We start from the raw sequence: 14,935 nt of genomic DNA, 5'->3' as shown, positions 1-14,935 counted from the left end.
AAAGCCAACAACTCAATTTAATCGTAACAGTCAGATAAAAAGCCGTGACACCGTCACAGCCTCTCCGCACTCCATATTAACAATGTAAAATCGTTCGATGCTCTTCTATTCGCTGTTAAAACTATTGTCAAGCATAGCACATTAGTCTCGTTACAGTCAAACTAATTAATCTTAATCCATTTTGCCTGTGGATTGGCTTCAACCTGCTTTAACACCTGATAAACGTCAAAGCCTGAATTACGTTCAAACTCCCGCCGCAGCTGATTTTGTTCCGTCCGCGCCGGATTAATTTCCTGAAATCGTTGAAAACTTTTAACCAATTGTTCTCGTTTTACCCCGTGAGACTGTTCATAGGCCCGTTCCACGTTCCGGAAAAACTCCGTTACATCCGTCAGTTCGACAACCGACCAATCTTCGACGACTGGATAACTATAGGTATCGTTAGTGCGTTTCTTCATGCTGACTTTCCTTCTTAATTGCTTCGATAATTTCCGTTGACCAGTTTGAATTATAGTCCAGTTCTTCTGTTTCAGCATCCGATAGCTTAACCGGCAACTCGTGTGATAACCCACCCTGATTAATCAGTTTGGGCATCTGGTTTAGCGCAATTTGGTCACTCTTTTTTTCTAAACTAACCACTGGTTGCACAGTGGAATCCGCTCCGATGAGACATAGCAAAAGCTTTACAACCGCTTGAATTTGTAACACCTGATTGACAACAATTTGCGGATCCGTAACAACTTGTTGCAACTTGCCAATCAAATCAGTGTCATAATTATTCGTCGGACTTGCCACGTAGGATAACAATGATGATGAGCCCACGTAAATTCGATTCCAAGCCAAAACACAATTGGTGTTCAAGCCACAGGCGCTCACGTTGATGTCTTCATCAGAAACGTTAAAATTTGCAATCAATTGTTCCCTTAGCATTAACGAAACTGGCACGTTGCCCACACCCATCAGCTTATTCACATCAAGGCCAGAGAAAGAGGCCAAGAAATACAAAAAGATTTCATCGTGAGGCGCATCCACAATGATTTTTCCCTGAAAAGCGCGTTCCATCACGTCGTTAATCATCAACCGTAATTCATCGATTGCAGGCACTAATACCGGGGCAATCTTTGTAGCTTCTGTCTCTAGCTGGGCATAAAAATCAAGGCTCGGCACATAAATTAGTGTATCAATCATGCTCAAGTCCGCATCTGCCTCTAATTTTTTTGTCCGAAAGTGACGACAAGCTCGGGAAATAATAGCTTCTGCTGCAAAACTTTCCTCGTCTAACAAAACCGTCACCGGTAAATCCAGCATGGCAAGCGCTGTCAGTAGTTGGTGAACCCGCATGGGTGCTCCTGTAATTAAGATTGGGACTTGCATCCTTCTCATCTCCTAAAGATTGGTTTATCGTTTCGTTTTTTTGTTAGTAATAAACTAACATTAAGTTAAGATTTTGCAAAGTTTTTCGTAAATCGTTGCAAAGATTTGTTTTGCAAGCGTGCAGCCGCTAGCCTATAATGAAGTACGGATTATAACAACGAATGGAGGCTTTTACCTTGTATTTAATGAAAGATATTACCCGGGATGGTAACCCCGTCTTGCGCAAGCAAGCGAAACCGGTCCAGTTTCCCCTTAGTGACGAGGATCGCCAGCTGGGTGAAAAAATGATGCAATACCTAGAAATTAGCCAGGATGAAGAACAATGTAAAAAATACCACCTGCGAGCTGGAGTCGGTTTGGCTGCGCCCCAAGTGGGTGTTTCCAAGCTAATGGCAGCGATCCTAACTCCACCGGAAGAAGAAGGTCAGGAATCCCCGTTCAAAGCCATCATAGTGAATCCGGTGATTGTCTCAAATTCCGTCCAACAGGCTGCCCTTACCGTGGGTGAAGGCTGTCTTTCGGTCGATAAAGACATTCCAGGTTACGTACCGCGTTCTGACCGAATTACCGTTGAATATCAAGACCTAGATGGTGAAAAACACCGCGTCCGGCTAAAACACTATCCGGCCATTATTGCCCAACATGAGATTGACCATCTGCACGGTACCCTTTTTTACGATCACATCAACAAACAAGATCCGTTCGCAAAAGAGGATAACGAAATCTTTATTGAATAGTCGAAACAACTGCATAAAATAAAAACGTTTCCCTTCGTGTTGAAGAGAAACGTTTTTATTAATCTAATCGATGTAAATCAGTCACGTATTCCTGAGTGGCTCGGTTGGCAAGATCGGCCACGTCAAAAGAGAGCTGATCTTGGTTAATCCAACAATCGGTCACCAATAACCGGGACCGCCCACCCGGCGTTACGTAGCCATCTGCCCGAGCTTGCCGTTCCAAAGCATCTGCTAACAATTGCGTGGTTTTCACTTCACCAGGGTATTGCTGCAGAGCACAACGATACTCAAAGACCATGATGCCCCGGCCCCATACTTCATCTAAAACCTTGGCGCGCACTAACTCTCCTACCACTAACTGACCAGTCGGATTCTGCAAAGTGGTCAAGGTTTTATTAACCTCTTGATCCACTAACGCCCGCACCTGGCGTTGATGGCGTTTATTCGGCAGCGTGACCAAGAAGTGATGCAATACATTATAAATCACCAGAGCAATCAAAAGCCCCAGGACTAGTTCAATTCCCGTCTTCATTTTATTTCTCCATTTGTCTATCATTACCATTCTCATTCTAACAGAAAACGCTCCGTATATACTTGCATCATAATCTATGATAGAATTTAAGCAGGAGTTGGTCTACCAACGAACAGTTCGACACAAAAAACTAAGTAACTGAATTAAAGGAGTAATGATTGTGATTTACAAAGTATTATACCAACCAAACCCACAGGAAAATCCCAAACGGGAAGCAACAAAGTCGCTCTACTTAGACGCCCCAACTCAAGCAGAAGTTCGTGATTTGATTGCTGAAAACACCGACTACGTGGTGGAATTCATCCAACCGTTAGCGGGTAAAAAGCTCGAATTCGAACAACAAGAACCAGATTTTAAAATTACGGAGTTTAATAAATAATGAATAAACTAAACGTCAAAAACAACGAAACGGCGATTTATGGCGTTGGTGGTCTAGGCGAAATTGGAAAGAATACCTACGGAGTCCAATTTCAAGATGAAATTATCTTAATTGATGCTGGGATTAAGTTCCCAGAGAGCACTCAACTCGGGATTGATTACGTCATTCCTGATTATCAATATCTAGTGGAAAATCAGAATAAAATTAAAGCCTTGGTGATTACCCACGGTCACGAAGACCACATCGGTGGGATTCCTTTTATTTTGAAAGCCATCAACGTTCCAGTGTACGCTGGTCCGCTCGCCCTCGCCCTTATCAAGGGAAAACTTGAGGAACATGGCATGCTCAAGCAAACCGAATTGCATGCTATCGACGAAAACACGGTCTTAAAGTTTAAGAAAACCAGTGTTTCGTTCTTCCGTACGACTCACTCCATCCCGGACGCTCTAGGGGTGGCTGTGCACACTCCTGACGGTGTGATTGTTGAGACTGGGGACTACAAGTTTGATTTGACCCCAGTGACGAACACTCCACCAGATTTACAAGCAATGGCTAAACTCGGTGAAGAAGGAGTACTGTGCCTGATGGCCGACAGTACTAATGCCGAAAAGCCCGTCTGGACCAAGTCCGAACGCTACGTAAGTGATTCAGTCCGTAAAATTTTTAAACGCGTCGACGGTCGAATTATCTTCGCTACCTTTGCCTCGAACCTTTCGCGGGTCATGACCGCCATCGATGCCGCCTACAAAAACGGTCGCAAAATTGCCGTCTTTGGACGGAGTATGGAAGCAGCCGTGGTGAACGGCCGCGAACTGGGTTACATTAAGGTCCCTGACAAAGCGTTCGTGGATGCCAACCAACTGAAGTCCTTACCGGCCAACAAAGTTATGATTCTTTGTACTGGATCCCAAGGAGAACAAATGGCAGCTCTCTCGCGAATTGCCAACGGAACCCACCGCCAAATTTCGATTGAACCGGGCGATACGGTAGTCCTTTCCAGTAACCCTATTCCGGGAAACGTCTTAAGCGTGAACCGGGTTATCAACGAATTAGAAGAAGCCGGCGCTACGGTAATTAAAGGTTACGAAAACCACATCCATACCTCTGGACACGGTGGTCAAGAAGAAGAGAAACTGATGATTCGGCTGATGAAACCGAAGTTCTTCGTCCCGATTCACGGGGAATACCGGATGCAAAAAATCCATATGGGTCTCGCCGAACAGTGTGGGATTCCGAAGGACCACTGTTTCATTCTCAGAAATGGTGATGTGTTAGCTCTTACCAAAGATAGTGCGCGAATGGCTGGGAACTTTGCGGCCGGAGACGTGTACATCGATGGAAATGGCGTTGATACCGTTAACGAAAAGGTCATCAAGGATCGCCAACTCCTCTCAGAGGAAGGTCTCGTGGTGGTAGTGGCCACCATCAACCTCAAGGACCGCGAAATTCAATCTGGTCCCGACCTACTCTCACGTGGTTTTGTGTACATGCGTGAATCCGGTGAACTGTTAGATCAAGGGCGGAAACTCGTCTTTCGAACCATTCGTCGCGCCATGAACAACAAAAACGCTAGTGAAAAAACGATTAAAAAGGCCGTGATTAACGAACTGTCGAACTTCCTTTACGAAAAGACGGAACGCCGGCCGTTGGTCTTACCAATGTTAATCATGAATAACACGAATCAAAAATAAAACTTAGTCGAACAAAATAAAACACCCACCGAACGATTATCTCTGTTCTGTGGGTGTTTTTGGATTAAACTAATTTATCCATATTATCTGAGTATAGTTAGATATCAAATTAGTTATGTTATAATTAAATTTACACTAATAAAGGAGAATTTTCATGTGGATTTTAATTATCATCGACATCATCTTGATCCAAATTTTCTTATCTCGACAAGTTAAGTTTCCGGTACTCGGGTTCATTTTACCCGTCCTCTACTTGATCTATTCCGTTTACATGATGTTTACCACCTATACCAGTCTTTGGATGGGGCTCTTACTGCTCATCGGAGGCGAAGCGGTCTTATTAGACATCCAGTATCAGGCATTTACGAAGCAAAAAAAGGCAACCAGCAACGAAAAGTAAACAACTAGTGGAGCTTTAATTCACAATTTCTTGGAATTAGGGCTCCTCTTTTTTATTGCCAAAATAAAAAACGCCCCACCAAGCAAGCGCTCGATGACAGGCGTCATATTAAAAGCAATTAGTCTTTAACAATCCGGTCAATTTCAGCTAATTCATCAGCCGTAAAGTCCAAGTTATCCAAAGCCTTCAGGTTATCTTCCAAATGTTCTACTTTGGAAGCACCCGTAACCACACTCGTAACCGTTGGATCATGTAGTAACCAAGCCGTCGCCATTTGAGCTAAGGTTTGGTTCCGGTTCTGGGCTAAGTTATTCAACTGGTTCAACTTCTTCACAGCTGCATCTTCCCCTTTATCTAGGATAAAGCTGTTCGTGAAGTGCAGATGAATGTCGTCCGGAATTCCGTTCAGATACTTGTCAGTCAGTAATCCTTCGGCCAATGGACCATAAGCCACTAACCCATCGTGGTTATCAGCCAACGTTTGCAACGTGCCGTCGTTTTCTGGATCACGGTTCAACATGTTGTAAGAACTTTGGTTGACCACAAACGGCGTATGCAATTCCTTGAACAGTTCAATCATCTTAGCGGTTTGCGGACCATCGTAATTTGAAATCCCGATGTAAAGGGCTTTTCCAGCTTTAACTAACCCGTCTAAGGCTTCCGCGGTTTCTTCTAAACGAGTATTTGGATCAAACCGGTGGCTGTAATAAATATCCACATAATCCAAGCCCATCCGTTGCAAACTGCGGTCTAGAGCAGCCACCAACGTCTTTTTCGACGAGAAGTTTCCATAAACCCCCGGCCACATGTGGAATCCAGCCTTGGTCGTAATGATTAATTCATCCCGGTACGGCTTTAAATCCCGCCGGTATACCTGGCCAAACATTCTTTCAGCAGCACCAGAACCCGGACCATAGTTGTTGGCAAGGTCAAAGCTGAAAATCCCACGGTCAAAAGCTGCCAGCATAATCTTTTCACTGTCCTGGAAGTTCGCATCATCACCAAAACTGTGCCACGTTCCAAACGATAAAGCAGGCAATTGCAGACCAGAGTTCCCGGCCCGACGCACCTTCATATTGTCATAACGTTGTTCGTTTGCTTTATATACCATCCGTAGTTCCTCCTCTAAATAAGCGATGAGTGGATTTGTGTTCTTGAATCAATTTTAACGCATTCCCCAGTAATTCCCCAACCGAGATCACGGTTAATTTTGGTAATTGATCCGGATCAGAAATCACAATCGAATCTGTCACAATCACTTGAGAAATGTTGGGGTCATTCAAATCAACTGGTTTTCGGTTCGCAAACACGGGATGCGTGGCTACCGCAATCACATCTTCCGCGCCCGCCGTCTTCAAAGCAGCGGCCGAAACCTTCATCTTCCGACCGGTCACAATCAGGTCATCAATCACAATTGCATTTTTTCCAGCAACGGAACCAATTACAGAATCCGGGATGTGGTTTGATGAATCCGGTTCCCGGTTATCAACAATCGCAATCGGCAGGTCCAGTAAGTCAGCAATGATTCGAGCTCGACCCACCCCATTATGATCAGGAGCGACCACCACGGCATTTTCATCTAAATATTGTTCGTGAAGATAATTGCTAATCAACCGACTTGGTTGCAAGTGATCCACGGGAATGTCAAAGAAGCCTTGAATCTGGGCAGCGTGTAAATCAAGCGTAATCACGCGGTTAATCCCACTGTCCTGCAAGATTGACGCTAACAACTTAGCAGTAATGGGCTCACGCGACCGTGCCTTGCGATCCGAACGTGAGTAACCGTAATACGGGATCACCACGTTAATCGTGTGGGCACTCGTCCGGCGCACTGCATCAATCATAATCATCAGTTCCATGAAATTCATATTCACGGGGTTTGACAACGATTGAATGATGAAGACATCCTTCCCCCGGACACTTTCATCGATGGAAATCTTGATTTCGCCATCACTAAAGTGGTTGATGGTCGCCTTTCCCATCGGCATTCCACTCACTTGCGCAATTTTTTCAGAAAGCGGACGATTGGAATTTAAGGCAAAAATAACTGGCTGTGGTTTTGTAGTCACAATGCTGGTTCCTTTCCAAATTGAGAAATAAACTTCACCTTTAATTATAATCAACTTACTCGAGTTTAGCACCCAGAAAATCCTGTGGAGTCACTCCCTGCATCCCAATCATGGGATCGATAGCCTGGCGTTCAATCGCTTGGACCGTTAAAATGGTTGTTTCTGGGTCTTGCTCTGCGGTTGCGGTGGAATCTGAAGTAGTTTGTGTAGCAGGACTAGTCGTCTCCTCCGCTTCTTCGGTTTCACCAAATGCCGATCGTAATCGATCCGGCAAGCCAGTCTTTCGCCGACTCGCCTCGCGTTCCAAAGCCGCCGCAAAGACCGAGGCATCGCCGACCATGACCAGCTTGCTAGCGGCCCGCGTCACAGCTGTATACAACAGATTCCGGTCTAGCATGCGCCGATACGGTGCCACCACGGGCAGAATCACCATCGGAAACTCACTTCCCTGCGCCTTGTGAATCGAAGTACAGTAGGCCAGCGTCAGCTGCGTCCAATCTTTACGAGTATAAGTTACTTCTGTCTGGTCAAAGGCGACCGTTAGTTTGTCCAGATACTGCTTGCCATCGGGATTCAACTCAATCCCCACGATTTTTCCAATGTCCCCGTTAAAAACGTTGTGTTCAGGATCATTCACCAGTTGCAAGACCTTATCGCCAATCCGAAAACTATGTCGAGCAGTTTCAACCTGCTTGCGATCTGAGCTGGGGGGATTGAAAATGGCCTGCACAGCTTGATTCAAGTGGTCAATCCCCACTTCCCCGCGATACATCGGGGCTAACACCTGGATGTCCGTGGCTTGAAATCCCTTATCCTTCGCCTTCGTAATAATTTGTTCCAGCACCGGAACCACCTGCTGCACCGAACATCGAATGAAACTCCGATCGGGTTCTCGCGCTAGTAAGTCATCGGGCAGCACCCCGTCCTTTAGATGGTGCGCCAGCTCAATGATGGTGGAGTCCTCACTTTGTCGGTGAATTTGGTTCAACTTCATCGTCGGAATTAACTCCGACCGAATCAAGTCCGAAAAGACCTGACCTGGTCCGACCGATGGCAGCTGGTCCTGATCCCCCACCAGAATTACCTTCATCCCGGTCGGAATCGCCTGGACTAGTTTAGTAAACAGCTCCGTGTCTACCATCGACATCTCGTCAATAATCAACAATTCGCCATCCAGGGCGTTGCCGGGTTCCTCCTCATCGTCACCATTCAGACCTAGCAACCGGTGAATCGTACTAGCTGGCAAGTCGGTGGCATCGCCCATTTTCTTGGCAGCTCGTCCGGTGGGTGCGGCCAGTAACACCGGATACGAATCATCGTCACCCTTGTGATCACGCGGATTCAACGACAAATCATGATCCTCGGCATAGGCCTGCACAATCCCGTTGATAATGGTCGTTTTTCCGGTTCCGGGTCCCCCGGTCAAAATAAACAATGGTTGCGCCAGTGCGGCCTGAATCGCCTGCACCTGCGAATCGTCGTAGTGAATCTTGGCTGCCTTTTCCACCTTTTGAATCAACCGTTCGGTATCCTTGGGCGCCTGACTATCCGCTTGTAAAATCCGATGAACGTTTTCGGCAATCTGCCACTCGTCTTTAAAGAGCGTCTTCAGATAAATCCGGTCCTGATCGACCTGGACCTTGCCGTCCTTAACCAACTTCTTCAGCGCGTCCGCGAGCTTGGCATCATCAATCTGTTGATTCGGATCGGTATCCAAAATCTGGAAGCTGGCGTTCATCACCTCTTTGGTCGTCGAATAGGTATTCCCACTACTAATCGATAAGCGGTCCAACGTGGTTAGCAGTCCGGCCCGAAGCCGACCGGGATTGTTATAGTCAATTCCAACTTTGTTTGCAATTTGATCCGCCCGTTTAAAACTAATGTTTTGAATGTCTTCCACCAACCGGTACGGATCCGTTTCAATCACTTCAAGCGCCTGCCCGTGGTACTTTTTAAAGATGGCGGCGGCCAGCGAACTCCCAAAGCCATAGCTATTCAAGCCGACGATGACCTGCTCAGCCCCATTATTTTTTTGTAAGACTTTCGTAATTACGTCCCGTTGCTTGGGTTTCAATCCCAAACCATTTAAGATCTTCGGATCCTTCAAAATCTTGGGGATTAAATCCGTTCCGAGTTGATCCACGACCTTTTCCGCCGTCTTCGGGCCAATCCCCGGAAAATCACTTCCCGAGAGATACTTAATCAAACCGGCCTTGGACGTCTGCGCCACCCGTTCGTAGTTCGTGGCCTGAAACTGCTTACCGTACTTCGGGTGGTCTACGACCCGACCAAAAAAGCGGTAACTAAGTTCATCGTTAATCTCTGCAAAGTTCCCGGTCACCACAATTTCTGATTCGCTCCACTCAAAGTTATGCTCTTCCACCTGCACCAGCAAAACCTTGTAAAAACTGTCGTTGCCTTCAAAAAAGGTGGTTGCCACCTTTCCGGTCAGCTGCGCGGTTTCTGGTTGTTCTGCCGTTGGGTCGTCAAACAGGTTAATCGACTGTGCCACGAACCTCTACTCCTTTTGCTGCTTCCGCAGTACTTTTTCAATGTTTGCAATGCGTTCCCGATGAGTCATAAAGTAATTTTCATCTAACTGGCGAGACTTTTCAAATTCGGGTTCCGCCTGATCCCGATGTCCGTTACTTAGTTCAATCACACCCAAGTTAAAGTGAGCGACCGCATCATCTGGATTAGCGTTTAGCGTCTGCCGGTAAAAATCAGCTGCGGAATTTAGGTCTCCGCTCGCCAGTAAACAATCACCAATTAAACGGTTCAGTTCTGGATCTTGTTTGGCCTGGTCATGAGCAGTAATCAAAAAGGCCAACGCCTTCCCGTAATTCTTTTCGCCATAGTAACTTTGGCCCAACATGATATACGCATCCTGTTTTAAACTAGAATCCGTGACCTGTTGAAATTGTTGAATCGCCTTCGTGTATTCCCCGGTGGCGTAGTAGACGTTTCCGAGTCCGTAGGTCAACGTGTTCTTAGCCTTTTGACTCCGATCCGCAAATAACCCAAGCGCCTTCATTAACAATTCTTCGGCCTGCGTGTAGCTCTTGAGTTGAATCAAAAAGGCACTCAGGTCGTAGTACGGTCGATAGTCGTTGGGGTGTTCGTCAATATCTGTAATTAACTGGTGCAATGTGGCGGCGGCCCGCTCCTGTTTTTCGTATGCTTCTGCGTCTGAATGTTCTGCCATTACTCTCCTCCTACACTAAATCTGAATCCCGCACCGGGTGTTCCAAATAACTGGTGTCATTCCAATCCAGTAATTTAAAACTTTGACCGTGATCGTTGGTTTCTAAAATCGTCGTACTGGTATTGGCCAAGCCGCCCCGTTTCCGCAAGTCCTGCAACGGAATCCCCAGTAACGAATTAATCAAAGCGTTCAAAGCAGCTCCGTGACTAACAATCAAAATCTCATCATCACCATTAAAATTGGCAGTAATCTCGCTAATCTTGCTCCGCATTCGCTTAATCAAGTCCGGAAATGATTCTCCGCCAATCGGAGTCGGATCGTACTGGTCCGGATGATTGCGAAAATCGTTAAAGGTCTCTGGATATTGGGCTTCGGCATCCGTAAACTTCATGCCTTCAAACTTACCGAGCCGAAATTCCTCTAGCCGATTATCCAAACTTAACGGCACTGGATGCCGCAGTTCGTCATTAATCACCGTAGCCGTAACCCGGGCGCGTTTAATTGGACTGGAGTACACATGCGCAAAGGGAATGTCCTTCAGATAGTTCCCCACCATTTTCATTTCTTGATAACTCTCTGGCAGTAATTCGGAATCTCCCCCGGATCCCTGGTAGCGACTTTCTAGGTTCCATTCGGTTTTTCCGTGGCGCACAAAGTATAATTTCATGGTCTTCATCCTCGTTTATAATCTACTGTTATTATGCCAGTTTCAGGGGGGAGACGCAAAAGAGCGAGACTATCTAACAATAAATAATGAAAAACCCCACTAGTTCAGCATTTCAGCTTCACCAGAGGGGTTTTGCAGCATCCACTGCATTATTAATCTTCGTTTTCTTTATCCTTTGCCACTACTGCACGCATGTAGTTCCGAATGTCGTAGGTCACAATGGCACCCTTTTTCTCAAGGACCTTTTTATAGTCATCGTAGAGAGATTGCGGAATTCGCATCGTAACACTCTTGTATTCAGTCGTATCCTTTTCTCGAGCCATCGGGTTCATTCCTCCCTTCCTAATGAGATTATTGTCCCACGTTCTCAACGTCAAATAAAGCGTTTAGACGCTAATTAATACTTTTTTAAACATATTGTAATTTCTCTTCGTTTTTATAAGCTGCATCAATCGTGGCCACCCCAAGACATTCCGCACCATCATAAAAGACGACAGCTTGTCCGGGCGTCACAGCGCGAGCGGGTTCGTCAAAGGTGACCTTAACGTGGTTCTGGTCATCATCGATCTGAACCGTAACGCCGACGTCCTTTTGCCGGTACCGGAATTTCGCGGTACAGTGGAAAGTTTGACCCCGACTATTCCCGTCAACAAATGACAGATCAGATGCTGTCAGGTAGTCAGCATACAGGTACGGGTTTTCGTAACCTTTACCCACATACAGAACGTTCTTTTCGAGGTCCTTGCCAATCACAAACCACGGACGGTTATCCTGACCATCACCACCGATGCCCAGGCCACGGCGTTGTCCGATGGTATAGTACATCAAACCAGCGTGTTCGCCTTTAACTTCTCCATCAAGAGTCATCATCTTCCCTGATTGAGCTGGTAAGTACTGACTCAAGAAGTTATCGAAGTTATTTGGTCCAATAAAGCACACGCCCATCGAATCCTTTTTGTCTGCCACGTAGAGGTTCGCGTCGTGGGCAATCTGCCGCACTTCTGGTTTCGTCATTCCCCCAACTGGAAACATCACCCGGTCCAGTTGCTCCGCTGACAGCTGACTCAAGAAGTAGGTTTGGTCCTTGTTCAAATCGGTCGAACGAATCAAGTGATTCTTCCCGTTTTCATCGCGTTTCAGTTGGGCATAGTGACCCATGGCGATGTAGTCCGCTCCGAGGTCCATTGCGTATTCCAAGAAGGCCTTGTACTTAATTTCCGTGTTACAAATGACGTCCGGGTTCGGCGTCCGCCCCCGTTTGTATTCCGCTAAAAAGTACTTAAAGACCCGGTCCCAGTATTCCTTTTCAAAATTCACGGAGTAGTAGGGAATCCCGAGTTGGTTGGCCACGTGAGCTACATCCTTAAAGTCTTCCGTGGCGGTACAAACTCCGTTTTCATCGGTGTCGTCCCAGTTTTTCATAAAGACTCCGACCACATCGTACCCCTGCTGTTTCAACAGGTAGGCTGCGACTGAGGAGTCTACGCCGCCACTCATGCCGACGACAACTCGTGTTTGACTGTTATCCTGCATAATATCACCATCATCCTAATAGATTTAGAATCTACGATTGAAGGTCGTAATTCCAGTACTAACAATGATACGCTACCAGAACTGGGCTTGGCAAGCGTTCGGCACACCCGGCTAGTTTTTAGTTAAGACCTGCCGAATCACCAAATTTTGCATCAGGAATTGGTACTGTTCGCGTTCCTCGGCAAACTGGTCACCCTTAAAGATGTTGACCGTTTTCAGTCCCGAACCAGTCAAAATGGCCAACTTCAACTGATGCAAATCAGCACTAATACTGAGCTTCAGTTGCACGTTTGCTTTCGCATTCATCGGTTTCAACGACTGGGTTAACTCGTAGTTGCCCAGCTTGGTCTTTTTAAAGTTGAGGTCGCTCAACGTGTACTTCTTCACCGCTGGATTAACTCGGTAAGTGGCAGTATCGCCGTCTAAATGAACTTGATCTACAAATGCCATTAGCTCTTCCTCCGCTCTGCTAGTCTGTGAATAATTTTGCTGGTCGTGGTTACGAACTGGTCAATTTCAGCTTCCGTTGTGTCTTTTCCAAAGCTCACCCGGATTGATTCAGAAAGTCGCGGACTGTCCTTGCCAAACATGGCAGTCAGAACGTGCGACGGTTCAAGATTCCCCGCGGTGCAGGCGGATCCCCCGGACACTGCGATTCCATCTAAATCAAGGTTATTCTGTAAGACGTAGGTTGACGTCCCGGGGAACCAAAGATTCAGGACGTGTGGAGATCCTGCCCCGGCTTCGGGTCCGTTGACGTGGACTAGAATCTCATAGTCAGCAAACCCGGTCAGAATTTGGTCGCGAAACCCACGAAAGCGGTCCCGCAGTTCCTGTTTCTGGGCAGCTGGCAATTGTTGCACCGCCGTCGCAAAGCCGGCAATTGCCGGCACATTCTGGGTTCCCGCTCGGCGTTTGTCTTCCTGGTCTCCCCCCATGATGTAACTAGGAAACTTCAGGTCGGACCGCCGGTAGAGAAAGCCCAGTAATTTGGGTCCGTACAGTTTGTGCGCCGACGTCGACAGCAGGTCGATGTGGTCGAGTTCCACGTCGATGTCTTCTAATCCATAGGCCTGCACAGCATCCGTGTGAAACCAGGCTTGGTGATCCTTTAGTAATTCCCCAATCTCATGGATTGGCATCATACTGCCGACCTCGTTATTAACACTCATGATCGAAACTAACGTGGTTTCATCATCGAGAGCAGCTTCCAAATCGGCCATCCGAATTGTCCCATGTTCGTCGACGGGAAGATAGGTCACCCGGTACCCGTGTTGTTCCAGGTAGTGCATCGGCTTTAAAACCGCTTCGTGTTCAATCGCGGTGGTGATCAGGTGCTTTCCCAAGTCCTGACGAGCTTCCGCCGTCCGAATGATGGCGGTGTTGTCGCTTTCTGTTCCACCACTGGTGAAGACAATCTCATTGTCCTGGGCATTGATACTGGCCGCCATCACATGCCGGCTATCCTCCAACACCTGGTTGGCCTGCCGACCCAGTTGGTACAGCGTCGACGGATTGCCAAACGTATTTTGGTATTGCTTGGTTAATTCGGCGAGAACGGGCGCAGAAATCGGCGTCGTCGCTGCGTGATCTAAGTAAATTTCGCTCATCGCCCACTCCTCCTTACGCCGCGTTGGTATTGGCAAACAACCGGAGTAGCATTTCGGCCGACTGCCGTCCGGCTGCCACCACGAATTCTTCAAAACTCTGGCTGGCGTTTTCGTCACCGGTATCAGACATTGCTCTAACCACCACGTACGGAACGTCAAACTGGTGGGCGACTTGGCCAACCGCAGCGCCTTCCATTTCCCCTGCTAAGGCATCCGGGAAATGCTTTAAGATGTTCGCAATCATGTCCTTGCCGGCGATGAACTGGTCCCCGGTCACAATCAAACCGTGGTGGACGTTCAAACCTTGATCCGCTGAAGCGGTCGCAATCCGATCACCCCAAGTTTTGGAGGCCGGGAAACGCGCTGGTTGGTTTGGTAACTGACCAAAGACTTCACCATCCGCGGTACAGTCTACGTCGTGGTAAGCCGTTTCCGTCGAAATCACAATGTCACCAACTTGGAGACTTTCCCCGATTCCAGCAGCGGATCCCGAGTGAATCAGAACATCAACTTGGAAGTTGGTCATTAGTAAGGCGGCCGTGATGCCAGCTTCGACCTTTCCAATTCCAGATTTCACTAGGATCACCTGTTGCCCACTGATTTTACCAATGTAAAAATCGACCGCGCCGACCGTAGTCGTTTGCTCGTTCGTCAGAGCCTCCTTAAGTTCCTTGAGTTCTTCGTCCATTGCACAAATAATTCCAAACGTTTTCATTAATTTCTACTCCATTATCTAAT

At 47.1% G+C, this 14,935-nt stretch carries 17 protein-coding genes; 4 read left to right on the top strand and 13 right to left on the bottom strand.

Going from position 1 to position 14,935, the window contains the following annotated elements; translation table 11 throughout:
- Positions 1-161: 161 nt before the first annotated feature.
- Positions 162-458, bottom strand: coding sequence for a UPF0223 family protein (locus M3M38_RS07065; protein WP_252767034.1), 297 nt, complete (start codon positions 456-458; stop codon positions 162-164).
- Complete coding sequence (locus tag M3M38_RS07060) at positions 442-1,374, bottom strand: lactate dehydrogenase (RefSeq protein ID WP_252767033.1); 933 nt, start codon at positions 1,372-1,374, stop codon at positions 442-444. Before M3M38_RS07060 ends, M3M38_RS07065 begins: the two co-directional genes overlap by 17 nt.
- A 176-nt stretch (positions 1,375-1,550) precedes the next feature.
- Between M3M38_RS07060 and def the strand changes: the two genes are divergently transcribed.
- Positions 1,551-2,111: a peptide deformylase gene (def, locus tag M3M38_RS07055; RefSeq protein WP_252814035.1), complete on the top strand. Its 561-nt coding sequence runs from the start codon at positions 1,551-1,553 to the stop codon at positions 2,109-2,111.
- Between the two features lie 58 nt (positions 2,112-2,169).
- Here def and M3M38_RS07050 read toward each other — a convergent pair whose 3' ends face one another.
- Positions 2,170-2,643 carry a hypothetical protein gene (locus M3M38_RS07050; protein WP_252814034.1) on the bottom strand — a complete coding sequence of 158 codons (474 nt, stop codon included), beginning with the start codon at positions 2,641-2,643 and terminating at the stop codon, positions 2,170-2,172.
- Positions 2,644-2,803: 160 nt separating this feature from the next.
- On the opposite strand from M3M38_RS07050, the gene M3M38_RS07045 reads away from it, so the two are divergent.
- The 3 genes from M3M38_RS07045 (at position 2,804) to M3M38_RS07035 (ending at position 5,113) form a co-directional block, all read left to right on the top strand.
- On the top strand, positions 2,804-3,022 hold the full coding sequence (locus M3M38_RS07045) for a DNA-directed RNA polymerase subunit epsilon (protein WP_252814033.1): 219 nt from the start codon (positions 2,804-2,806) through the stop codon (positions 3,020-3,022).
- Positions 3,022-4,713, top strand: coding sequence for a ribonuclease J1 (gene rnjA, locus M3M38_RS07040; RefSeq protein WP_252814032.1), 1,692 nt, complete (start codon positions 3,022-3,024; stop codon positions 4,711-4,713). Before M3M38_RS07045 ends, rnjA begins: the two co-directional genes overlap by 1 nt.
- A gap of 154 nt (positions 4,714-4,867) precedes the next feature.
- Positions 4,868-5,113, top strand: coding sequence for a hypothetical protein (locus tag M3M38_RS07035; protein WP_252814031.1), 246 nt, complete (start codon positions 4,868-4,870; stop codon positions 5,111-5,113).
- Positions 5,114-5,231: 118 nt separating this feature from the next.
- On the opposite strand, the gene M3M38_RS07030 is transcribed toward M3M38_RS07035, so the two are convergent.
- The 10 genes from M3M38_RS07030 to M3M38_RS06985 form a co-directional block, all read right to left on the bottom strand.
- Entirely contained in the window at positions 5,232-6,224 is a 993-nt protein-coding gene (locus M3M38_RS07030) for an aldo/keto reductase (RefSeq protein ID WP_252814030.1), read from the bottom strand.
- Positions 6,214-7,185, bottom strand: coding sequence for a ribose-phosphate diphosphokinase (locus tag M3M38_RS07025; protein WP_420842675.1), 972 nt, complete (start codon positions 7,183-7,185; stop codon positions 6,214-6,216). Before M3M38_RS07025 ends, M3M38_RS07030 begins: the two co-directional genes overlap by 11 nt.
- 52 nt (positions 7,186-7,237) lie before the next feature.
- Positions 7,238-9,694 (bottom strand): SF1B family DNA helicase RecD2, encoded by a 2,457-nt coding sequence (gene recD2, locus M3M38_RS07020; RefSeq protein ID WP_252814028.1) that lies wholly within the window; start codon positions 9,692-9,694, stop codon positions 7,238-7,240.
- Between the two features lie 6 nt (positions 9,695-9,700).
- Positions 9,701-10,387 carry a tetratricopeptide repeat protein gene (locus M3M38_RS07015; RefSeq protein ID WP_252814027.1) on the bottom strand — a complete coding sequence of 229 codons (687 nt, stop codon included), beginning with the start codon at positions 10,385-10,387 and terminating at the stop codon, positions 9,701-9,703.
- 10 nt (positions 10,388-10,397) lie between these two features.
- On the bottom strand, positions 10,398-11,054 hold the full coding sequence (locus M3M38_RS07010; protein WP_252814026.1) for a histidine phosphatase family protein: 657 nt from the start codon (positions 11,052-11,054) through the stop codon (positions 10,398-10,400).
- A 152-nt stretch (positions 11,055-11,206) separates the two neighbouring features.
- Positions 11,207-11,377, bottom strand: coding sequence for a transcriptional regulator (locus M3M38_RS07005; RefSeq protein WP_252767022.1), 171 nt, complete (start codon positions 11,375-11,377; stop codon positions 11,207-11,209).
- Between the two features lie 85 nt (positions 11,378-11,462).
- A complete protein-coding gene (gene mnmA, locus M3M38_RS07000; protein WP_252767021.1) occupies positions 11,463-12,587 on the bottom strand; it encodes a tRNA 2-thiouridine(34) synthase MnmA in 1,125 nt (374 codons plus the stop codon).
- A gap of 111 nt (positions 12,588-12,698) precedes the next feature.
- Complete coding sequence (locus tag M3M38_RS06995) at positions 12,699-13,037, bottom strand: DUF1831 domain-containing protein (protein WP_252814024.1); 339 nt, start codon at positions 13,035-13,037, stop codon at positions 12,699-12,701.
- A complete protein-coding gene (locus M3M38_RS06990) occupies positions 13,037-14,197 on the bottom strand; it encodes a cysteine desulfurase family protein (RefSeq protein ID WP_252814023.1) in 1,161 nt (386 codons plus the stop codon). The genes M3M38_RS06995 and M3M38_RS06990 overlap by 1 nt, the downstream gene beginning before the upstream one ends.
- 13 nt (positions 14,198-14,210) lie before the next feature.
- Positions 14,211-14,912 carry a 5'-methylthioadenosine/adenosylhomocysteine nucleosidase gene (locus M3M38_RS06985; protein WP_252814022.1) on the bottom strand — a complete coding sequence of 234 codons (702 nt, stop codon included), beginning with the start codon at positions 14,910-14,912 and terminating at the stop codon, positions 14,211-14,213.
- Positions 14,913-14,935: the final 23 nt, after the last annotated feature.

The organism is Fructilactobacillus cliffordii, from assembly GCF_024029355.1.
GTDB classification, from domain to species: Bacteria; Bacillota; Bacilli; order Lactobacillales; family Lactobacillaceae; genus Fructilactobacillus; species Fructilactobacillus cliffordii.
This window is presented reverse-complemented; position numbering and strand designations above follow the sequence as displayed.